22 protein-coding genes and 1 tRNA gene are annotated in these 21,970 nt (G+C 43.0%); 14 read left to right on the top strand and 9 right to left on the bottom strand.

All coding sequences use genetic code 11. From position 1 onward, the window contains the following. Nucleotides 1-611 precede the first annotated feature (611 nt). The 3 genes from KAU88_08035 to KAU88_08025 form a co-directional block, all read right to left on the bottom strand. Nucleotides 612-1,463, bottom strand: a complete 852-nt coding sequence (locus KAU88_08035) for a DUF89 family protein (protein ID MCK4478456.1) — start codon at nt 1,461-1,463, stop codon at nt 612-614. A 151-nt stretch (nt 1,464-1,614) separates the two neighbouring features. After that, the gene (locus tag KAU88_08030; protein ID MCK4478455.1) at nt 1,615-1,869 is read right to left on the bottom strand and encodes a hypothetical protein; all 255 of its coding nucleotides are present in this window, start codon (nt 1,867-1,869) and stop codon (nt 1,615-1,617) included. Between the two features lie 113 nt (nt 1,870-1,982). After that, complete coding sequence (locus KAU88_08025; protein ID MCK4478454.1) at nt 1,983-2,717, bottom strand: hypothetical protein; 735 nt, start codon at nt 2,715-2,717, stop codon at nt 1,983-1,985. Nucleotides 2,718-3,086: 369 nt separating this feature from the next. Between KAU88_08025 and KAU88_08020 the strand changes: the two genes are divergently transcribed. The 8 genes from KAU88_08020 to ftsY all read left to right on the top strand — a co-directional run bounded on the left by KAU88_08020 (nt 3,087) and on the right by ftsY (nt 6,818). Further along, entirely contained in the window at nt 3,087-3,542 is a 456-nt protein-coding gene (locus tag KAU88_08020) for a 30S ribosomal protein S19e (protein MCK4478453.1), read from the top strand. A gap of 16 nt (nt 3,543-3,558) precedes the next feature. Continuing rightward, nucleotides 3,559-3,891: a DNA-binding protein gene (locus tag KAU88_08015; GenBank protein ID MCK4478452.1), complete on the top strand. Its 333-nt coding sequence runs from the start codon at nt 3,559-3,561 to the stop codon at nt 3,889-3,891. 2 nt (nt 3,892-3,893) lie between these two features. Further along, nucleotides 3,894-4,049, top strand: a complete 156-nt coding sequence (locus KAU88_08010) for a 50S ribosomal protein L39e (GenBank protein MCK4478451.1) — start codon at nt 3,894-3,896, stop codon at nt 4,047-4,049. A gap of 259 nt (nt 4,050-4,308) precedes the next feature. Continuing rightward, entirely contained in the window at nt 4,309-4,548 is a 240-nt protein-coding gene (locus KAU88_08005; GenBank protein MCK4478450.1) for a 60S ribosomal protein L31, read from the top strand. A gap of 11 nt (nt 4,549-4,559) precedes the next feature. Then, the gene (locus tag KAU88_08000; GenBank protein MCK4478449.1) at nt 4,560-5,234 is read left to right on the top strand and encodes a translation initiation factor IF-6; all 675 of its coding nucleotides are present in this window, start codon (nt 4,560-4,562) and stop codon (nt 5,232-5,234) included. A gap of 1 nt (nt 5,235) precedes the next feature. Then, on the top strand, nt 5,236-5,487 hold the full coding sequence (locus KAU88_07995) for a 50S ribosomal protein L18a (protein MCK4478448.1): 252 nt from the start codon (nt 5,236-5,238) through the stop codon (nt 5,485-5,487). After that, the gene (gene pfdA / locus KAU88_07990; protein ID MCK4478447.1) at nt 5,477-5,941 is read left to right on the top strand and encodes a prefoldin subunit alpha; all 465 of its coding nucleotides are present in this window, start codon (nt 5,477-5,479) and stop codon (nt 5,939-5,941) included. Before KAU88_07995 ends, pfdA begins: the two co-directional genes overlap by 11 nt. Further along, the gene (ftsY, locus tag KAU88_07985) at nt 5,913-6,818 is read left to right on the top strand and encodes a signal recognition particle-docking protein FtsY (protein ID MCK4478446.1); all 906 of its coding nucleotides are present in this window, start codon (nt 5,913-5,915) and stop codon (nt 6,816-6,818) included. Before pfdA ends, ftsY begins: the two co-directional genes overlap by 29 nt. 28 nt (nt 6,819-6,846) lie before the next feature. Here the strand turns inward: ftsY and KAU88_07980 are convergent, their stop codons facing one another. Together KAU88_07980 and KAU88_07975 are read right to left on the bottom strand one after the other, a co-directional pair. Beyond that, nucleotides 6,847-7,956 (bottom strand): MFS transporter, encoded by a 1,110-nt coding sequence (locus KAU88_07980; protein ID MCK4478445.1) that lies wholly within the window; start codon nt 7,954-7,956, stop codon nt 6,847-6,849. A gap of 34 nt (nt 7,957-7,990) precedes the next feature. Beyond that, on the bottom strand, nt 7,991-8,923 hold the full coding sequence (locus KAU88_07975) for an ornithine carbamoyltransferase (protein MCK4478444.1): 933 nt from the start codon (nt 8,921-8,923) through the stop codon (nt 7,991-7,993). A gap of 93 nt (nt 8,924-9,016) precedes the next feature. Here KAU88_07975 and KAU88_07970 point away from each other — a divergent pair, with 93 nt between their 5' ends. Continuing rightward, a complete protein-coding gene (locus KAU88_07970; protein MCK4478443.1) occupies nt 9,017-9,838 on the top strand; it encodes a D-tyrosyl-tRNA(Tyr) deacylase in 822 nt (273 codons plus the stop codon). Nucleotides 9,839-10,264: 426 nt separating this feature from the next. Continuing rightward, nucleotides 10,265-12,424 carry a vitamin B12-dependent ribonucleotide reductase gene (locus tag KAU88_07965; protein ID MCK4478442.1) on the top strand — a complete coding sequence of 720 codons (2,160 nt, stop codon included), beginning with the start codon at nt 10,265-10,267 and terminating at the stop codon, nt 12,422-12,424. Between the two features lie 523 nt (nt 12,425-12,947). Here KAU88_07965 and KAU88_07960 read toward each other — a convergent pair. Continuing rightward, nucleotides 12,948-13,025, bottom strand: a tRNA-Gly gene (locus KAU88_07960). Nucleotides 13,026-13,091: 66 nt separating this feature from the next. On the opposite strand from KAU88_07960, the gene KAU88_07955 reads away from it, so the two are divergent. After that, nucleotides 13,092-13,622, top strand: a complete 531-nt coding sequence (locus KAU88_07955) for a GNAT family N-acetyltransferase (GenBank protein MCK4478441.1) — start codon at nt 13,092-13,094, stop codon at nt 13,620-13,622. Nucleotides 13,623-13,746: 124 nt separating this feature from the next. Next, the gene (locus KAU88_07950; GenBank protein ID MCK4478440.1) at nt 13,747-14,394 is read left to right on the top strand and encodes an MBL fold metallo-hydrolase; all 648 of its coding nucleotides are present in this window, start codon (nt 13,747-13,749) and stop codon (nt 14,392-14,394) included. A gap of 109 nt (nt 14,395-14,503) precedes the next feature. Here the strand turns inward: KAU88_07950 and KAU88_07945 are convergent, their stop codons facing one another. Then, nucleotides 14,504-15,949: an amidohydrolase gene (locus tag KAU88_07945; protein MCK4478439.1), complete on the bottom strand. Its 1,446-nt coding sequence runs from the start codon at nt 15,947-15,949 to the stop codon at nt 14,504-14,506. A gap of 241 nt (nt 15,950-16,190) precedes the next feature. Between KAU88_07945 and KAU88_07940 the strand changes: the two genes are divergently transcribed. Both KAU88_07940 and KAU88_07935 read left to right on the top strand, forming a co-directional pair. After that, nucleotides 16,191-17,396 carry a DUF362 domain-containing protein gene (locus KAU88_07940; protein ID MCK4478438.1) on the top strand — a complete coding sequence of 402 codons (1,206 nt, stop codon included), beginning with the start codon at nt 16,191-16,193 and terminating at the stop codon, nt 17,394-17,396. Between the two features lie 182 nt (nt 17,397-17,578). Then, nucleotides 17,579-18,010 (top strand): zinc ribbon domain-containing protein, encoded by a 432-nt coding sequence (locus tag KAU88_07935; protein ID MCK4478437.1) that lies wholly within the window; start codon nt 17,579-17,581, stop codon nt 18,008-18,010. A 184-nt stretch (nt 18,011-18,194) separates the two neighbouring features. On the opposite strand, the gene KAU88_07930 is transcribed toward KAU88_07935, so the two are convergent. Together KAU88_07930 and KAU88_07925 are read right to left on the bottom strand one after the other, a co-directional pair. Continuing rightward, nucleotides 18,195-19,151 carry a hypothetical protein gene (locus tag KAU88_07930; GenBank protein MCK4478436.1) on the bottom strand — a complete coding sequence of 319 codons (957 nt, stop codon included), beginning with the start codon at nt 19,149-19,151 and terminating at the stop codon, nt 18,195-18,197. Between the two features lie 170 nt (nt 19,152-19,321). Further along, nucleotides 19,322-21,847 (bottom strand): bifunctional DNA primase/polymerase, encoded by a 2,526-nt coding sequence (locus KAU88_07925; GenBank protein ID MCK4478435.1) that lies wholly within the window; start codon nt 21,845-21,847, stop codon nt 19,322-19,324. Between the last annotated feature and the right edge of the window lie 123 nt (nt 21,848-21,970).

Raw genomic sequence — 21,970 nt, 5'->3', positions numbered from 1 at the left:
CAGTTCTTAGCCCGCTGGGAAAAAACGTGAAAGGATGGCATTCAGTAAAGGTAACGACTTTAGTTGACAACGACGTTTGGAAGAGAGGACGCTTCTTCTTGGGGGCTTTCCTTTTATGTGGAAATAAACAGCGCGTGCTAGCCTGTTTAGAATATGGTTAAAAATGGTTTTAATTCTTCTTTGAGGATTTAGGGGTTGTTTTCTGCTTTTTTCGTCTGCGAGTCAGCTGGCGTACTTCGTTTTCTTTTTGAAAGAATAAGTGCTTCATGAAATGGAAAAAGCAGGGATCACCCCTAAAATTCTGAAAAAGGACGTAAGAAATCTAATAGCGTGCTCTGGAAGGCGAAAAAACGGTGAATAACGGATTCCGCTAACCCCTCTGAAACCCTCGCCTATCGTCCCAGAATCTCTAAAAAAACGCTTACAAAAGAAGGTGAAAACAAGCTTGAAAACGCAAAAACGGATATATAACCATTTTACACCAATTTCTAAACACCCTAGTGCGCTAAGCATGAAAGAGAAGATGCGGGTAATTAGCCTTAAATAAATATCGACTTTATTTGTGATCTCTCCCAAGTTCCTAATTACATGAGCAAAAACGCATGCGCAATTCACAAAAGCTTTTTAGCGCTGGCAAAGTTGTTTCTATTCTTGTTGAAGGTTCTCTTCAGAACTATGGACCCTGTTTCTGCACCGATATCATCCGCAATTATGGGACATTTTATTTTTAAAAGAAAAAAGATTTCCTTGTTTTTAACATCACTAAGCGACTCGTAGTTGCCCTGACCTTTACTAATCACTAAACTGCTACTTTCAAATTCGCTGAGAAACTCATTTGAACACTCTTTGAAAAGCACTCCAGTGCAGTCTGTTCCGACAGACAGAACTTTAGCCATCTGAGAGATTCCAGCCATCTCAGCGTCTCGAAATGTTGCGTCATTCAGAATGGGCGCGTCCTTAACCACATAAGTTACTTTAACGCTTCGTTTTAAGAACACTTCCATCAATATCCTGTCAAAGAATGTTTCTCCAGCATTATCTGCAAGGTATAATACGCTTTTAGACTTCAGGACTGACCCTTTTAATTGGTCTATATCATTTATGGCAAGTTCATTATCTAATACGTTTTGAACTTCCTTTTTCAGGTTGATATCTACTCTCGGACCGAAATCTATGGCGTTACCAGCTATAGCTACCTTGACCGCAGTTAGTAATGGATCTTTAGAATTGTCAACAATAAGTTTAAGTTTTGGATAAAGCTCTAACGCTATCCGATTGTATTTCTCCTTCAATTGTTTATAGGGATCCATGTTACCTGTAACTCTTTTGACAATTCTATGCACGTTTGTGCCAAGCTCAGGTATAATTTTAGTCCATTGCTCATTTAAAAGATAAGTCATAACTCCTCTAAGAGCCTTTTCACACATCATTTCATCATCTGTGCCCATTTTTGCGGCTTCCAATGCTTGTCTCAAAAAGCAAGGAACACATTCAAGATGCACTTTCACTTTGCATCATCCCTCAATCAGATTCTCTGGAAGCACATAAAAGTTTGGTCGAGTTAAAAGAACTTTGTGGTTACGGATCACTCCCTACTCCCACCTCTAAGTAAGCCTAATTTTGCAAGAATTTAGTTTTGCCTTTCTCGACAATGCTTTTCGCAGTTTCAAGGTCGATAACGATCTTATGTATTATGAGCTTTCTTTCCTCTATTCTCTCTTCCATTTTTTCTTCCTTGGCTAATGTGGATACGGCCAAAACCTCATCACCACACTTCAACTGTGCGCGTACAATTACAGTTGAGTTAGAATCCTTTTTAATTTTATGAACTGTGAATAATGACATGAAGTAGAAAGAAATGGTGTCCACCCGAAATCTCAGCTCAGAGAAAAATGACGGATTGTGCAGGAGATATCTGCAATCGTTGTTGCAGAAGCCTTTCGTTGATGTTTTGGGATATTTGTTCTGTTTCTTGATTTGCTTCAAAAAACGACTGGTGCTACGATGAATGCACATCCGTCATAGTCTTTTTTCATCTCTGCGGCTCTGAAGAGAAATGGATGTGGTTTTTTCTTCAGAGCGAACGCATGGGCTTCGCCGAAATTGTTTTCCAAGAATTGATATACAATTCCCAACATCTGAATTGAAAGATGATATCCCAAGTCTGGGTGGCTGAAGACTAATTCTTTAACCATTTTTCCTTTTTTCTCGCATTCTTTTAAGCACAGTTTGAAGCCCTCGATTGTGATTGGGTCATATTGTTCGAAGAACTCGGTGTTGCAATCCTCTTGTGCGATTAGACCTATTACTCTCCTTTCGTCCGTAATGAAATCTATCCCGTGGAGCTTCGAAGTAACCTTCTGCATTTTTGTTCCAGTCTCCTCCTCAAATTGTTCCGCAAAACTGAATATACTCATACGCGCACCTCGCAATGTTGATTCAAGTTTATTCCAAATTTGGCCAACATCTTTGACGAACCTTGCGATCTCACGTCCTTTCTTCGTCAATCTGTAGACAACGCCATCTTTGACAATCACAGAGTTCTCTAGCAGAAAGTTCAGATGATAGTTGAAGGTTCCTGTGCTAGTTAGATGCCTCATATACTCCGCAGAATCCAACAAATCGGAATAAGCAGCTTTTCCAGCCTCACCCAAACGTCTGATGATACTATTCCTCGTTGGGTCAACAATTATAGAGAACACATCTCTTTTCCTCAAAGATGCCACCAACAAATGTAAATCAATAAATAGATTGCATTTAACATTTTTTGACTATAACTTCGTCATCATTCAAACTAAAAATGGGAGTTTGCGGAGGATATCTCCGCTGTGGGTGGGGGTTCAAATCTCTCTCGACCAACTATTCCGGAGTGAGAGCTCATATTCAATTTAGACCATAATTCTTCTAAAACATATCATATTTGGAGTCTAATAGAACGGTCTACTAACTGGTTCCTAATAGGACGGTCTTCCCTTTGTGCTTGGAATATATGCAAACCAGCCCAACGACAAACAAGCTAATGGAGAGTAAGCTTTTATAAGAGGCTTCATGAATCTTCTGAGGGAAAATAACCGCGGGTAATAAATTTGCCAACACCATACGATGTCCCTGCACAAATCTTCATCAACAAACTAGCTCAGTACATAAAGGACAACATAGACCAGGTCACCCCACCACCATGGGCACCCTACGTAAAAACAGGTTCCTATGCAACACGGCAACCCCAAAACCAAGGCTGGTGGTACACGCGTTGCGCCTCACTTCTCCGAAAAACTTACATGAACGCGCCAATCGGAGTTGAAAGATTAAGGGCAAAATATGCGGGAAGAAAAGACAGGGGAGTTCGCCCAGAACATGTGAGGAAAGGTGCAGGAAGTAACATTAGAAAACTCTTTCAACAGCTTGAAGCGGCTGGACTCGTCGAAAACGTGAAAGGGCAAGGTAGAGTATTGACAAGTGAGGGTAGACGACTGCTAGATACGATGGCCACCGAGATAAAAAAGGAATTAGAGAAGAAAATACCTGAACTGGCAAAGTACTAAACAAGGTGAAGTGGCTGTGAGCGAGGACGAAGAAATCGAAGCACTGCGCAAAAAAAGACTGCTTGAACTCCAGCAGAGATTTGCCCAAGAACAACAACAAGCTCAAATGCAACAGCAAGTTGAAATACAGAAACAAGCGTTACTCCGCCGAATACTGTCCACTGACGCCAGACAACGCCTCACAAACCTAAAAATGGTGAAACCTGAATTCGCAGCACAAATCGAACTCCAACTCATACAACTCGCTCAAACAGGACGCCTAAAAATCCCCGTAGCCGACAACCAGCTGAAAGAAATATTAGCCCGATTACAGTCTCAACGTCGAGACATAAAAATAAGGAGAAAATAACCGTGGCAAGAAACAAGCCAACTGCAAGAAAACGTAGACTGGCAAAGGCTGGAAAGCAAAAAAAACCAGTTCCAACATGGGTAGTAGCGAAGACTCTAGGTCGAGTTAGAAGACACCCAAAGAGTAAACATTGGCGGCGAAGCAAACTTAGGGCGTAGAGGAGGCGATTTTTTGGAAGAAAACGCTGAGGAAGCGCAAGAGACCGAAAAGCAGGAAGAACTGCCAGCAGAAGAAGCTGAGACTCTAGAAGAACCTGAAGTTGCCGAGGAAAAAGAGGAAATAGTTGAAGAAGCTGCTGAAGAAGAGGCTCTCGACGAGGAAAAGATTGAAGAAGAAGCGCCACGTCGCCGGGAAAAAGAGGAAGAGGAATTTGTAGAAGAAAGATTCTACACAATACCACTGCAGCGTGCCTGGATAATGCCCCCAAAAAAACGGGCTCCAAAAGCCATCCGTATCATGAAAGCCTTCATTCAAAGACACATGAAAGTTGGCGAAGTAGCTATCGAGGAAGAAGAGGGAGAAGAAGCAGGAAGAATAATAATTAGCAATGAAGTTAACGAGGAAATTTGGAGTCGAGGAATCGAGAAACCTCCTCGGAAATTAAGAATTCGCGCTGCCAAAGATGAAGAAGGCAACGTAACTATTTTCCTAGCTTAGGAGACGACCGGTTGGCAATTTTCTTGCTAAATCTTTTTGGAAGCGCAAGTATAGGAGTCTATTCTTTGGCTACTGACAAAATGGCGATAATTCCTCTGCAAGCGCCCGAACCAAAAGCCGATAACGTGGAAGAATGGCTTGGTGTTAAGGTGGCTAAGACGACTCTCGGCGGCTCGGTAATTGTAGGGGCTCTGGCTTGTGCTAACTCGAACGGTATAATCTTACCTCACTACGTGCGAGAGGAAGAACTTGAAGTTATAAAGACAGTATACGACGACGCCAATTTGACAGTTATGGAGACGAAAAGGACTGCTTATGGAAACATGGTTCTTACAAACGATTATGGCGCTGTTGTTGACCCAAGGCTTAAACCCAAAACTACTAGGAAAATAGCTGACACTTTGGGCGTTGATGTTGTTCGTGGGGAGGTTGCAGGTTTGCCATACGTTGGTTCGTTGGCTTTAGCTACAAATAAAGGCGTTTTAGCGCATCCGTTGATTAAGGAGGAAGAAAAGCAAGTTCTGGAAGAGGTGTTGAAGGTGCCTGTGGATGTTGGAAGCATAAACTGCGGTATACCTTATGTAGCCACAGGGTTAATAGGGAACAGCAATAACGTAGTGGCAGGGTTACTCACAACAGGCCCTGAAATGTTTATAATTGGTCAAGCTCTTGATGTGGTGAAATAAGATGAGCGAAGTCAAAGTGTTCCGTGTAACAGGCGAGATAGCAAAGCCAAACTGGAGAACGCCCTTCAAGAAAGAGATCAGAGCCTTAAAGCCTGAAAACGCAAAAGAAAAGATATACATGGAGTTAGGAAGCAAACACAGAGCCAAACGCTTTCAAATAAAAATCTTCAAAATCGAAGAGATCCCCCCAGAGGAGATTGAAAGCCCTCTCATAAGGAAGTTAACTTTGGGGGAAGAAGCACATGTCGAGTGACGAAGAGATTTTTCGTAGACTACTAACGGAACTTCGGCTATTAGAAGGCACAGCAGACGCCTTGCAGAACAGAACCAACCTGATAAACGCCGCAATGACAGAACTTGCCTTTGCGTCTATGACTATAGAAGGATTAGATAAGGAAAAGAAGGGCGCTCCTCTGCTTGTGCCAATCGGCGGTGGCTCCTTCATAAAAGCTGAAGTTGCAACTACGGAGACCATGGTGGTTGGCATGGGGGCTGGCGTGTCCGTGGAGAAATCCAGAGACGAAGCTAAGCAAATTGTACAGAAACGCATTGCGGAGCTTGAAATATCTAAGAATACCCTTCAGCAGCAGTTAGGTCAGGTTGTAGAGCAGATGCATTTGAAAAGACAGCAGCTTGACGAAGTTTCACTAAAGCTAAGCAGCAGGAGAAGAGCCGGCGATGTTCGAAAAACTAAAAGTAGGCCTTAGCGGCTTAGTTAACAAAATCACAACAACTGAGCTGAAAGCAAAACAGCTACAGCCAATCCTATCAGATTTTAAGCTAAGCCTTGTTGAAAACGATGTAGCTTTTCCAGTTGCGGAGCGCATATGTAACGAAATGGAAAGACGACTGGACAGCCTTGAGGTTAAGCGTTTAGAAGGCAGAAAAGAAGTTGTAAGAGAGAATCTACGTGAAGTTTTGCTGGAAATTTTGAACACAGGCGAAAAAATAGACTTGCTAAAGATGGTTAAAGAGAAGCAGAAAAGCGGAGAGCCATTAGTAATCGCGTTTGTTGGAATCAACGGCACTGGAAAAACAACAACCATCGCCAAAATCACCAAATTGTTCATGAAAAAAGACTTTACAGTTGTTTTAGCTTGCAGCGACACGTACAGAGCCGGCTCAATTGAACAATTAGAAGAACATGCAAAACGGCTTGGAGTACGCATCATTAAACATAGTTATGGCGCTGACCCTGCTGCCGTGGCTTTTGATGCCATCAAACATGCTGAAGCCCATGGCGTAAACGTGGTGCTCATTGACACGGCAGGACGCATTCAAACTGACAAGAATTTGATGAACGAATTGGCGAAAGTCAAGCGTGTCGTGAACCCTGATTTGACTCTACTCGTGGTTGATGCCTTAACGGGCAATGATGCGGTTATGCAGGCAGAAGAGTTCAATAAAAGCATAGGCATTGACGGAACCATTTTGACGAAAGTGGATGCTGATGTGAAAGGCGGTTCAGCATTAAGCGTCGCGTATGCGACTAACAAACCCATACTGTTTATCGGAGTCGGTCAAACATACGCGGACTTGCAGCCTTTCAATCCGGAACAATTTACACAAATGATACTGAAATAAGCATTCAATCAACGTTTGTCTTCACGTGCTAAGAGTTCTTAATGTAGTTTCTTGATAGGATAAAAAGCGGAATGAGAAGTATCGAGACAACGCCTAGTACCACAAAATAGCGCGTATAGTCATACGTTGTTACGAAGAAATATGTGGGAACGAGGTTAAAGATTCTGCCAACCATTAAGCCGACCTCCATCATTACTAAGATGCTAGCATGATATTTTCTCTCGAAGGAATCACCGTAGAAAGCAAACCAAGAGAGAGCAAAGGCGCTAGCGAAGCCTGAGAGTAAAGAGAGTGCTACTATCTCTATCATACTAGAAACTTGGGGAAGTATGAAATACCAAAGGGCGTATAGAATCGCGCTTGCCATAGTGAATTCCACACGCGTTCTCTTAACATCAGAAATTTTGCCAATCCCAACTGTTATAATGGAAATCAGCAACGCACTAGCTGCAACCACAAACCCCATGTTCAAGATAGTTGACGAAACGCTGAAAACAAAGAGTGGGTAGGCGAGCCAGTAGGACTCTGACATACCGAAGAGAACAAATGTCAGCAAAAAAATCGTGAACAATCGGCTCTTAGGAATCGAAAACTTCTGTGCTTCTGGCTCGTAGCGTATCTTCAACGAAGCGATGAAAGCAACCAAATACAGAAGAATTGAAGCCGTAAAAAGGTTTGTGAAGCCAAAGGTTTCGATAACAAAGCCTCCGACTGCAGGGCTGATTATGCCAGTTATTGAAGGTATAGCTACGTAAAGCAGGCTTATCATCACCGCTCGTTCGCTGGCGTCGCTGAGCCTAAACAGGAGAAGGTTGAAGCTTGGCCAAAAAGTTGCTATGCCCAGTCCATACGCTAGTCCGAGAAAGACAGGGTTCTTGACGTAAATAAGAGCAACATAGAAAAGTAGGGTAAAGAGGATGCCAAAGCTTATTATCCGTTCAAAATGCCTCGTAACTCTCATCAAAACTATAGGCAGCAACCCAACGACTAGAAACGTGAAAAACAAAACAACAATAATTTCGAGAATGCTTAGTCCTGAATCTTTGAGGTAAATCGGAAGGAACGCGCCAGACAAACTATTTGTAAAAAAGAAGATGGCAACAGTGACTGCTAGAACTTTCGTAGATTCTTTCCACAAATGCCTTACCTTACTAACTGATAAAAGGAATCTGTCATATTTTGTTAAGTAGTTTTAGCAGGATCGCCTTTTCGCTGTGCAGCCTATTCTCAGCCTGCTCGTAGATTACGCTGTTAGGCGCTTCTACCATCTCGCCGCTTATTTCGTAGCCTCGGTGGATAGGCATGTCATGCATTATCAGAGCATTACCGCCTTCCATCAACTCACTATTGATTTGATAGGGCAGCATCAGCTTGATGCGTTTTTCCTTTTCTTCTTTAAATTTAGGGTCAAGGAAAAGTTCCATGTCAACCCACGTGTCAGTATATGCAGCATCCGCATCCCTAACAGCTTCCTTAACATCAAGTGTCACATGATACAGTCCTGTTTTTTTCGCTTTCTCAAGCAACTCCTTGTCTTGTGCAGGTTCATGTGTAATCGGTGTTACGGTTGTAATTTGCATGCCAGTCATGGTGCACGCTTCAATCAAAGAGTTACAGACATTATTGTGAACACCGATGTAAACCATCTTCAACCCTTTTAGCTTGCCTTTGTGCTCTTTTACTGTCATCAAATCAGCGATGGCTTGGCAAGGATGATATTTCTCGTCACAACCATTAATTACCGGCACCCTTGACGCTGAAGACATCTTCATCAAGTCAGCATTCCTTTTCAGCCGCGCCATAATGCAGTCAACATTACGCGAAAGATACTTAACCTCGTCGCTTATGTCCGCCAGTTTGAACTGGGTTGTCATCCAGTCCATGTAGATGGCATGTCCGCCAAGCTGAGTCATAGCGACTTCGAAGGAGACACGTGTTCGAGTAGATGTTTTCTGAAAAATCATCACTAAAGACTTGTCTTGCAAAGCATTCCGGTACTTCGCCGGTTCTTTCTTAATCTCAATCGCCTTGTCAATAAGAAACTCAACATCTTGTGGCGCCCAATCTTTAAAATTAATCAAGTGCCTCATTGCCGCGTCCTCAATCTTTTTCAAGAAGCCGAAGCTAGATAATATAAGTTTTATGGAAACGCTTAAACCCAATTGGCAACCTCAAAAATGAGTAATGGAGCGCAACAGATGATTCTCATAGTTGCTTCTACAAAAGACGTTGCAAGCATGAACATTAGACAGCAACTGTTAGTCCACTACGACTTCAAGGAATCAGAGGAGAAATTCCACAGCAACCCAGTATACCATAAGACACTCAGCGACAACGAAGTGAAGCTTGTAACAATCGACGAAGAAGCAATCTACTACCAATCGATCCTAAACCACTTCAACCCACAGCTTATAATATACATTTCGCGTCACAGCAGCAAAAGCGGCACACCAACACTCTCAGTTCACACGCCAGGCAACCTAACCGCTCAAGCGCAAAAAGGCGGCCTACCAAACCGAATCTCAATAGCACCGGCAAACGCAATGAAAGAAGCCTTACTGGAAATGGCGGAACAAAAAAACACACACAGCCTAGACTACCAAGTTTCATACGAATGCACCCATCACGGACCTTCCCTCAACATTGCGACAATGTTCGTGGAACTTGGAAGCTCACCAACACAATGGAAAGACATGAAAGCCGCAGAAGCGGTGGCTCACGCAGCGATGGCTCCAATTCTTAGAAAATCCAGAAATTCAATAGTAGCGGTTGGCATCGGCGGACCTCATTATAGCCAAAAGTTTACACGTATGGCTCTAGAAGACGACTTTGCCTTTGGCCACATAATTCCGAAATATGCTATTTCACATGTTGACGCTAAAACTATCAGGCAATGTGTAGAGCGAACACTGGAGAAAGTTGAAACTGTTACTTTGGACTGGAAGGGAATAAAGGGCGCAGACAAGACAAAACTAGTTAAGGCTTCAGAAGAAGCTGGAGTGCAAACACAAAAAGTTTAGCCATTGTAAAAGTTTACCTTGATGCTGCTTTCAAAGAAAAACGGTACGCACTCACAAATGTTCACAAGTCTAACAAAGGCACGCGCCCAATCTTTCGGCTACAATGAAGAATTGATAATTATAATCTATGCGACGGATGATTCAACAAACATGCTACAAACTTCTACATTTGTAACCCCCGCGCGCTACGTTTTCACGTGATAAAACTTATTTAACCAACAAGTAGCTGCTATACTTTTTATTGAAAACTTAAACCGCATGCGCTAAAACGCTTTTTTTAGACAGCTACGAAGTAAACTTATTTGGATCCAAAGAGACACGGAAGGTCAGATTTGCAGCAAATGATTAAACAAATTTTTTATTGTAAACACTATAAACATCTCGACACCAGATCCGCTAACGTTTATTTAAAAAGATGGTGAAGTTATGTCAACCAAGGAAACGATACCTCTTCAAAACAAAAGCTCCCAAGCGACAACAATATCTAAAATAAGAAAAAGAGATGGAAGAATCGTTGATTTTGATAAAAACAAAATCTCAGAGGCCATTTGGAAAGCAGTACAGTCGGTGGGAGACGAAGACAAGACGGAAGCTGAACACCTAGCTGAAAAGGTTGTTCAAGTGCTTGAAGGGCATTTTCGAGGCGAAACCCAAAGTGTAGAAGACCTTCAAGACATCGTAGAAAAAGTGTTGATTGAGAGTAGGCACGCTAAAACCGCTAAAGCGTACATTCTATATCGGCAGAAAAGAGCCGAGATACGGAAAGCGGCAGCTTTGTTAGGCGTAGAGGATGATCTTAAACTTCCTTTGAACGCCATAGTGATTCTCGCGGCTAGATACCTGAGACGAGACGAAAACCGAAACATTGTAGAAACTACAAGCAAAATCTTCAGAAGAGTTGCGAAAGCAATTGCTCATGCGGAAGAACTTTATGGAAAAACAGATGAGGAAGTTGCTCAGACAGAAAAAATATTTTACAAGACAATGGTTCGCTTTGAATTCTTGCCAAACTCTCCTACCTTGATGAACGCAGGAACAGATTTAGGACAACTATCTGCATGCTTTGTATTGCCTATTGAAGATTCGATGGAAAGCATATTTAACGCCTTAAAATACGCTGCTTTAGTCCACAAGACAGGTGGAGGAACTGGCTTTTCATTCTCTAAGTTAAGACCTCAAAATGATGTTGTTAACTCAACTGGTGGAGTTGCCTCTGGACCGTTATCATTTATCTCGGTTTTCGACGCCGCAACTAACGTCATAAAACAAGGGGGAAAACGAAGAGGAGCAAACATGGGAATCCTAAAAGTAGACCATCCTGATATCTTGGATTTCATCGTGATAAAGGAAGAAGAGGGCCGATTGAACAATTTCAATATTTCAGTTGCCCTCACCGACAAGTTTATGGATGCAGTTAAAAATGATACAGAATATAAACTAATAAATCCGAGAAATAGAAAGGCTGTCAAGATTCTGAGGGCAAGAGTAATCTGGAACTTAATTGCAATAATGGCCTGGAAAAACGGTGAACCTGGAATAATTTTCATCGATATGGTTAACCAGCATAATCCCACCCCCCATGTTGGAAAGATAGCAGCAACAAACCCTTGTGGAGAACAGCCCTTACTTCCCTTTGAATCCTGCAACCTTGGATCAATAAACTTGTCAAAAATGGTCAACGACAGCAAAATCGATTGGGAGAAGCTAAGAGAAACCATCAGAACAGCTGTTCATTTCCTCGACAATGTGATAGATGTTAACAGATACCCCTTCGAGGAAATCGAGAAGATGACAAAGAGAAACAGAAAGATTGGTTTAGGGGTTATGGGATTTGCTGATATGCTCATTCAAATGAGGATTCCATACAACTCTCTTGAGGCCTTAACTATGGCCGAGAATGTGATGAAGTTTATTCATGACGAAGGGATAAAGATGTCTGTCGAACTAGCGAAAGAGCGCGGTTCCTTCCAGGACTTTCAAGGAAGCATATGGGAGAGAAACGGTTATGAAATGATTAGAAATGCCACGATAACTACAATTGCCCCCACAGGAACGATCAGTGAGATTGCTGGCTGCTCCGGAGGGATAGAGCCTTTGTTTTCAGTTTCGTACGTGAGGAATGTCGCCGAAAGTTTGGGACAAACCTTGAACGTGATAAACCCCTATTTTGAGAGGATGACGATTCAAGAGGGCATCTACAGTGATGAATTGATTAAGAAGATTTCAAAAACAACTTCGATCTCTCGTATAGAAGAGATTCCGGAAAAGATTAGGAAAGTCTTTGTCACTGCCCATGATCTTTCGCCTGAATGGCATGTCCGCATGCAAGCGGCTTTCCAAAATTACACGGACAACGCGGTATCAAAAACCGTTAACTTTTCAAACAGTGCAACCCCTCAGGACATTGAGAAGGTTTTTTGGTTGGCATATGAGCTGGGATGTAAGGGAGTTACTGTTTATAGGCATGGAAGCAGGAAGAGACAGGTACTCCATGTTGCTAAGCCGAGTAAATATGGTGAACAAGGAGGAGAGATAGCGGAGAACAATTTGCTGTATGGTGTTCATTGTCCAAACTGCTCTTTATAGGATCAAAAAGCAAAACAAATGTGTGAATAGCTTCATTAAAAAAAGGGTATAAATGATGTTTTCATTTGATGATAATATCTATTTGTTCTAGATTAAAGCTTGCGCGCGCGCTTACTGTAAAGATGTTCAGATGTCATCCATGGTCGACGTTTGAGGATGTCCTGTCGTTTGGGTTTTAAGGTTTTAGTTATAGTTATAATATGTATGAGCATCAATTTATGCATGCGTGCATCCCAACAAGACCTTCACAGTAATAAGGTTCAAACCTGCCAATGTTCATAAACGTGCACTTATTTTATAGTCTCATACATTCAGCTTTTGCATTGAAAGGTTTTTTGGCTTGTTATGTTTTCGGCATCTCTTAACACATACCAATATGTTGCCTTGGAATTCCCAAGCACAACCGCAATCCTTGTTTGCCATAGCCAAACCCTACTATTCTTCTAGTTGTGATTCTTGCCCAATAAGCCTTGGCTTTAGCCACTAACTGCAAGTCCATTAAAAATTGTGTATGAGAGAAAAGTGGTGCGGCCACCGGGATTTGAACCCGGGTCGTCAGCGTGGCAGGCTGATGTCCTAATCCAAACTAGACTATAGCCGCAATTCGAAGCCTACTACAAGTTTAATTACTTCTCTTAAAATCTTTCTGAAAGGCTGGAATGCGGCAATGGCTTACAAGACATTCAAGCTAAAGGATGGACGAACAGCCATGCTTGACTGGTTAAGAGAAGAGGATCTGCCTGAAGTCGTAGAGGCGATTAACAGTGTAATCCGCGAAGGAAAATACCTCTTCATGAACAATAAAATAATGGACATGGAAGAGGAGCGACGATGGTTTGAACGCGGCACAAAGGCGGGAATGCTTTACCTGGTTGCAAGAGTTGATGACAAGCTAGTCGGAGGCGCGAGCATCCACCCCCACACTGACAAACGGGCGCACGTTGTAGAGTTCGGCATTTTCATTCGCGATGGCTATCGCAATTCAGGATTAGGAACAACTATGACAAAGACGTTTATCGAAATCGCCAAGAAACGCGGATTTGAGGTTCTTCAGCTCTCTGTCTACGCCACAAATAAGAGAGCTTTCCACGTTTACAAGAAATGCAGGTATAAAGAATGCGGCAAATTAATTCGAGACATAAAATTTCTTGATGGAATATACACTGATAGAATATTAATGGAATTACTTTTGAAGTAGTAGAGTCGAAAGCAGAGCATAAACTAAGTCAGATAGCAATATCTACCCTGCACCCTTTCCCCTCTCTCTTCGGCACATTCAAGATTAATATACGTTAACAGACCACATTGAAAAGCGAAATAAAATGGTTATCTTCATAAAATACTTGGCTCACGCCAGCTTTCAAATCAAAGCTGAGGGAACAGTTATCTACGTTGACTTAGAAAAATACGGCGAAGTCGCTGAAAAGGCAGACTTGATTTTGGTGACGCACTCGCATAGTGACCATTGTGACCCATCTAAGATCAAAAAAGCTCGCAGGGATGACACTGTGATAATCGCTCCTGAAGACTGTGTTTCGAAAATCGGTGGAACCGTTAAGACTCTCAAACCTGAAGAAGAGACAACAGTAAAGGGTGTAAAAGTCAGGGCTGTGGATGCCTACAATACTAAGCGTTTCAGATCTCCCGGAAAACCTTATCATCCCAAGCAGTTCGGGGTCGGCTACTTGATAACTGTTGAGAACAAGACGATTTATCATGCTGGAGACACAGACTTTATCCCCGAAATGCGACAACTCGGACCTGTAGATGTGGCATTACTCCCCAGCGGAGACACATACACCATGGATAACGCTGAGGCTGCTGAAGCAGCGATAGCAATCAACCCTAAAACCACGATACCGATGCACCGCTGGAGCACGAACCCCGAAGAGTTCAGAAAGAAAGTAGAAGCCAATTCAAACATTAAGGTTATGCTGTTGAAAGAAGGAGAAGAATTCCAAGTAGCTTAAAAGTTACAAAAGCTTGAGAAAACAGAGCATCCCATAAGTGAATGTACCTGTTTTAGGCAGCATACACAAACGCTTGAAAAACGACTTATGACAGCTGAGCTAGGGTTGCCTATGGACTTGTACGAGGTTTTTTCTCCCAAACATCGAGAGGAGGCTTTTTATCAGTAGGGATCGGAGACACATATTTTGCATTATTTATTTTTCGGTTATGCTCCTTCTTTGCCTTGTTCAATTCGTCCTCGTTAGTCAAGAGATCTATAGCTGTAGTAGCCATCACCTTCGCTGCGAATATCAGCGACTTGTGTCCAAGGCCAACTCCGCTTTGCGCAACCGCTTGCCATGAATGAGCAGGGGTACCTAAAATCCAAGTGGCAGTGCAAAATTCTACAGTGGGTGTGTGCCAACTCACGTCAGCCACGTCGGTGCTGCCGTGGCTAGTTTCTCCTTCGCCCCAAGGATCAGGAAGTTCAGGGTCTATCAATTCGTCAACAAGCTGTTCCCATCCAGGTCGTTTGGATTTTCGTAGTTGAGCATTCTTCATTTCTGGAGTAATCGTCTCGGCAATTTGATTTGCAAACTTCAAATCATCATCGGCGTATTTTGGCAGTCCGATTTCACGCATGTTCTTAACAATTAATTCTGAGATGGTTTTATTAGGAATGTAGTTATGACAGCCTTCGATGAACTCTACCTTCAGCTCAGTTCTGGTCATAAGCGCTGCTCCCCGCGCTATGTCAAGTACCCAATCATATATGAACATCATTTGATCTCTCTTTGGAGCTCTCACATAATACCAGCTTCTAGAGTATGGAGGCACAATATTCGGCTGGTCCCCTCCTTTTTCAATTATGTAATGAATTCTCGCGTCTTGGATTACATGTTCCCTCAGATAGTTCACGCCAGTATTCATCAGTTCAACTGCGTCCAACGCGCTTCTACCTTGCTCCGGGGACCCACCAGCATGAGAAGCTTTACCATAAAAATGAAACTTGACCGAGTTGACAGCTAAGCTGCTTAACATCGAAGCTTCATTCATAGTGCTTGGATGATGGCTAATTGCAGCGTCGACGTCCCGGAAGCATCCCTCTCTAATCATGTATACTTTACCTGAGAAGTTCTCCTCAGCGGGACATCCAAAGAATTTAATCGTACCCATTATTTGGTGCTTCTTCATTGCATTCTTTATGGATATCGCTGCTGCCATCCCGCTTGTCCCATGAATATTATGTCCACACCCATGTCCAGGTTTCCCAGGTTCCAACGGTTCTTTCCACGGAGCCTTTTTTTGTGATATTCCTGGCAGTGCATCATATTCACCCATTATTCCTATAACGGGTTTTCCTTCGCCAAAAGTAGCTACGAAAGCTGTTGGCATACATGCAACTCCACGTTCAATCCTAAACCCGTACTTCTCCAACTCATCGGTAAGGAGCGCAGAAGACTTGAACTCAATTAAACCTAACTCAGCAAACTCCCACACTGTATCACTTATTTGAATCAAGCGGGTCTTGTTCTCATCAATCCAGTCAGCAGCAGTGTCCTTCGCAACAGACATAAACAACACCAAGAATATAGTGATAAAGGCGACGAATTTTTATGGTTTTCCAAACATACTCGCCGCGTAAATAAGAGAGTACACAAGCGCCATCTATCTATGGTGCGAGAGCCAAATTTAGACCCAACCTAAATGGACATGCCTTATTTTTCTATGTTTGTGTTGCTATGCACATAAAATGAGGGTAAACCGACAAGGTTTTATTAGACCAGAGTCTTCACCAGATTGAAAGGGGATCAACATGAGTGAAAAAGCAAAGGTCTATTTTGGCTCCATACAGCAGGGTCAAGATGCAATTTTCGCAGCCTTAGCGGCAAAAGTTGACAAGATAATCGAGTTGCTAGACTTCTCAACAATCAAGAAGCGTGACAAGGTCGCCATCAAGATGCACCTAGGCTTCCAAGACGGATACCAAACGGTGCCAGTATTCTTCGTCCGGAGGATTGCCAAAGCCGTTAAACGGGTTGGCGGGTGGCCCTTCATCACCGACAATCCCACAGCGGTTTACAATGCGGTTGATCGCGGCTACACGCAAGAAACGTGCGGCTGCCCAATCATTCCAGCTGCTGGCGTCAAGGATGGGTATACCCACTCAGTTAACGTGGGCTACAAGAATGTGGACACGCTAGAGATGAGCGGCGTAATTCACGACGCCGACGCGCTCATAGATTTAACCCACGCAAAGGGACACGCTTGCAGTGGGTACGGCGGTGCAATCAAGAACCTCGCTCTGGGCGGCTATTCGGCTCCATCAAGGTGGAATAAGATCCATGGTGTTGAGCATTCCATTCCATACTGGGATGCAAAGAAGTGCACACCAGAGCATGCCCAAGCGCTTGTTAAAGTCTGCCCCTACGGCGCCCTCAAGTATGATACCAAAAAACACAAACTGTCGCTACTTCTTTATGCATGCAGAAACCAGCTCTGCCTAGAATGCATAGAAGCAGACAAAGAGATCGGGTGTCTACAAATCAAGCCTGAGTTCTTCGCAGCTTTTCAAGAGTTGATGGCAATTACCGCCAAAAAGGTTCTTGACACCTTTGACGAGAACAAGCGGTTCTTCCTCAACTTCATCCTTCAAGTAACGCCTCACTGCGACTGCATGGGAATGATTCAACCCAGCGTCGTAGCAGACATTGGGGTTCTGGGCAGCCGCGACATCGTGGCGGTTGAAATAGCCACATTGGATCTTATCGCAAAGGCTGGGCTGATCGAACAGACCATCCCGCCCTACTTCAAACATGTCAACCTCAACCCCAACATCGACCTCCATCCCTTTGAACGTCTCTGGGGGGCAATGAAGAATCCCTACCTCGTCGCCAAATTCGCGGAGCAATATGGGTTAGGCACTAGAAAGTACGAATTAATTGAAGTGTTGTCGCCTAAAGAGACCGGTAAGATGGAACCGCCCAAGCAAGTGTACGAACGCCAACCCTCCTTCTACTAACAAACCATCAGTACAAAGGCACGCACATAGTTGTAAATAGAGCCGGGTTCAAACCCAAGTCAAATGGAAATATCACCCGCAATTCCTCATTTTTGTTTACTCTATAACTGCGCCCATAGACAAGATTTGGGATTCATAACGCTTTTTTCTTATAGCCTTGCATATAGCAGCTGGGGAACCTTTTGAGGACACTTGCGATGCCTTATGTTCTAATCACGTTTGGCATCTTCGGCTCGGTGTTTCTAGGCCTTGTTGCTGGTTTGGGAAATATTGTAACTAATGAATATGTAGATTACAGTTTTCCAGGGAATCCCATCGTACGAGAATACGATTTCAGAATAGGAGGAAAATATGGGCTAGTAACTTTATCCCTTCTTTTCGGGGGCGCAGCTTTAGCTATTGGTGGATATGGTACAGGCTTTCACATTCTTTGCAAGCATTCTCCTACGATCCATCACTCCAGCAGTGAGAAGTGGGTGATGCTTCAGAAAGCTGATGTTGCATTGCTGATGACATGTCCGCAATGTAAGAAAAAGCTTCCAACATATTCCAAGTTCTGTCCCAGATGTGGGACTGATATCATACCTAATGATGCAACATTACGAACCTCTTGAAATTCAAACATGCTCTCGCATTAATGCATCTCTGGCTTGATATTTTTAAGAAATCTTGAATATGAAGGTATCAAGCAATACAACAGTTGAAAGCTTAAGGTGACGCTATGGTTAAACCATTAAAAACATGCACAACCATTTTGTTGACTGTGACAGCCTTCTTCTTTCTCTATTTATAGAGTAATTAATCAATGTTATATTTTGATTTTTGTGATGCTTGTGCTTGTTTTCCGTCTTGTACTTGCTTTGATTTTAACAAGTCAAGCCCCAGGTCTGTGATATCGTAAACGTAGTAGGATTGGGAACGTCGCACTGGTGTTACTAGTCCTCTAGCTTTGCACCTTGTTAGACTTTGTTTTCCAGAATTGCCTAAAGACTTCATTATTCCCCTGTAATTAACCATGCCCGACTGCTCAATTAAGAACAGTAGTTCATAGTCTATGGGTTGCACTCTCTTCATTAGACGATCTATTGTGTCCTCTGCCATAGCGTCCTGCATGCTCACGAACACTTCGTCAACTAGGCTTGTCCTCATCTCGTCATACTGTTTGAACACATCTAACGGAACCTTGCCAAACACTTGTGACTCTAACCACCTTTTACGCTGTCGGCTTCTCCATCCAACGAAGTCCTGCTGCATCCGACATTTATCGTATTTGTAAACTCTTTTCCCATCTTCGCGGATGTGGATTAAGATTTCATGCGTGTACTTCTGTAGTAGTTGTTCTGTTGGGCTTCGCGGATTAACCATAGTTGCAAGAAGAACAGAGATTCTAGTGCCTAACGTGTCAAACGCACCCTTGAACACATCCCAGGCTCTTTCGTGCTGAGTCTGAGCCTTTCCCGACTTAGCTGCAAAGTCGTCCCAAAGAAGAATCGGAACCCTCATGTGAACGGGCTTCACTACAGTTGGGAAAAGCGCGGGTTCACCTTTCTGCATCTTGTAAAGCAAACCGTTCAAATCGAAAATGACAGCGCCCAAAACCTTATCCCAGTCTTGATAGACCTTAAACATCAACAGCAAAGCAAGCGTAGTCTTCCCCGTTCTTGCTTCACCCCAAATAGGCATCCACATATAACGGTCATTATCAATGGCAAAAATTATGTCTTGAACAAGTTTAGGTTGATCTTTCAAGCTCATGTTTATACTTCCTTCACTTTCTCTATACTTGTTTAACTTTTAACATTGTCGTTTATTTTCGTAAGCTCTGAAAAATCAAGCCCGCTTCAGAGACTCACGGATCTTCTTAAGCTCCGATAAAATGTGCTCAATTACTTTCTTAGGAATGCGCACATATTGTGTGTCTTCGCTCATGAAATCACCTCGCGCCGCGCTTTCATTCCCTTCTGAAGATTAGCTGCGCAGTCATTGCAGACATGACCCCATTGACCTTTGAAATTCATGATTTGATAATAGAGAGTTGCTTGCAAACCACACTTTACACATTTCCCTTTATGAGGCTCATCTAACTCGATAATTGAAAGCAGTTTTTCTCCGTCTAGTATATCATTTTTTTGAATGGGGTTATTTACTGTCTGCGTTTTCGACGCAAAGACTAACGCTTGCCCAGTTTCGCTAGATACGCTTGGTTCTTGCCCAGTTGGCATTCTCGTCAAAACTTGCTCTACGGATGGGCTAATTTGAGAAGTGTCGAAAACCATTGCTTGCTTCAACGTCTTTTCGGAATACCCATCCGTGAGGGTGATTTCGCCGATAATGCCATCTAGCCACATTTCTGCTTCCTTTTGCATGTCCAAGCCTATCTTAGTCTTTGCGTTTAAATCGTCGAATGTAACGGCGTTCTTTCCTTCAACGAAGCTTATATCGTGGAGAAGCTTGAAAGTCACGGGGCTGCCTTTCTTAGTTGTGTCTTTTGTCATGCTCATGTATCCAGCGCTGCACCATTCTTTGAAAAACTTGTAGACAGTCGCGTCGCTTCTGTTCAGTTGGACAGCAATTTTCTCTCGGGTCTCATGGTTTATTGTTAAGTTTTTTTTGTCCAAGCCTTCTTTCTTAAGGGTTTTAATGATTTTTCGGCTACGTCCCCCTAACTCCGTAGTCATAGTTACGAATGGTTTCTCCGCAAGCTCTAGGGCTTCAATAGCAGATTTTGGTGTTACAAAAACAACTTTTTTGCCGTTGGCTTTAGCTTTGGGTAAGTGGCGTTGATATAATAAAGCGTGAAGCTTAACAAGTGAGAGCACCTTATCGAAGTCGCCTCTAATCCTAAGTCGTTTGCTTTTCAGAATCTTCGTAACCGTATCTGGAAAAGGCAAAACCACGTCTAAAGGCTCAAGCTTTTCAGCGACAGCTTTCAGAATGCGCATACTATGATCGGCGCTTGTCTCCTTTATCAAAGCCAAAGCAACTAACGATTTTTCTCTTTCATGTTTGGCCTTCCACTTGCGAATGCGTTCTGTTTGTTCCTCTGACTCATCAGGGTTTACTATCCAAGCGCGACGTTCAAACTGTGGATCCAAGCTTATGCGCGTAGTGCTGCTGAGTAGAGTAATAGGCGGAACTTTATGTTGTCCTGTTGTAAATCTTCCGCGTTCGTCACGCTCTGTGCATTCAACGGTATAGCCTTCATCATCACTACTAACAAATTTGAGTGTTGAAACGCCCTGAAATTCTTGATCCATAGCACCCAGTTCTTTCAGCTTCAAAATCTCGAAGTCTTGCAAATCGGAATAATCTAAAGCGTGACTTGTGAATCTCCCTACAGACTTGGTTTTAAAGGCGTTAGCTATGCGCATTAATCGGGTTTTGCCTGCGCCTGCTTCAGCTTTAAAGAGTACGATCTGCTTCATTTTCGGGTCTTTACATTTTCCACTTAAGCAGAGTATGAACGTCAGTTTCTTGTTTGCGTCTTCACCAGCTACAATGTTGTCCAAGTGTGGAGTTAGGGCATCCAACATCGATGGGTTATTTAGAATCTGCTCTGCTTCTTCTTCTGCCCTTCTCCTTAGGAGTTGGCTTCTCTTCAAAGCGCATTTTTCGATGTTGCACCAAGCTTGGTTTTTAGGGCAGCCATAACTCCGCTGGAGTCCTAAGGCTGCTTTGAAAATGTCCTTTAATTCGCTTTTTGGAAGTGGAGGCTCGTTTCGCGCGTTCCAACCATTAAGAAGGCTTTTAACCTTGTCTTTCTGTTCTCGCCTAAACCATAACCAATAAGCGCAAAGGCGTACTGCAACATGATTGCGTGTTCCCTCTTTCACGCCTCTAAGCATAACTTCAATGCAAGGCGGATCTCCGCCTTCGTAAACTTGTTTACCTCTGTAACTCGAATCTTCTAAGATGAAATCTCTAGGTCTTTTAACTCCTAGCTGCTCGGCCTTTCGCCACACAGTTTCTTCCAAATCATCTACTAGAATGAGCGTATCAGCTTGGTTTACGAAGGTGTAGAGTTCCCCACCCGGGTGTTTACTTGGTGGTGCTATCACCAAGTTTTTGTCGGAACGTATTTCGAGCTTTAACTGTGGAATCGTAAAGCTTGCAATAGGATTCTTGGAACGTAGATAAACATGAGTCTTTCCAGACCCAGTTTTCACCACTAACGTTTCTTTCTCTATTTGTGATGTGTCAAAGAATCGCGGGTAAACTGTTGGGTCGTCAAAGTCCAACACCACAAGATTAGCACTAGGTACACCACAGACAACGGCAATGTTTTGAGGCTTGTTGCCGCTAAACCATTCTCTAATTTGTTTTTCTGAAGGCGTTTTTTCTTGGTATTTTTTCCATTCAACACTAGGTCTTTTTTTGCCATATATTGCTGGGACGATTGCGAAGCTAAGCTTAAGGTAGAAATCAATATAGCTCTGTAAGTCTTTGTCCAAAGTCGCAACTCACCTTTTTTCTTTCAGACATTTCTTGCAAACCCAAGCGCCTTCCTTCAAGTTTTGAGACAAACTATTCAAAATTCTTCTCAAGGGGTTTCTTATAGGAACAAAAAAGCGGAT

Source organism: Candidatus Bathyarchaeota archaeon (assembly GCA_023131225.1).
In the GTDB taxonomy this organism is placed as follows: Archaea; Thermoproteota; Bathyarchaeia; order Bathyarchaeales; family SOJC01; genus JAGLZW01.
Note: the sequence above shows the minus strand (reverse complement) of the source record. Positions and strands in the feature narration are given on the sequence as shown.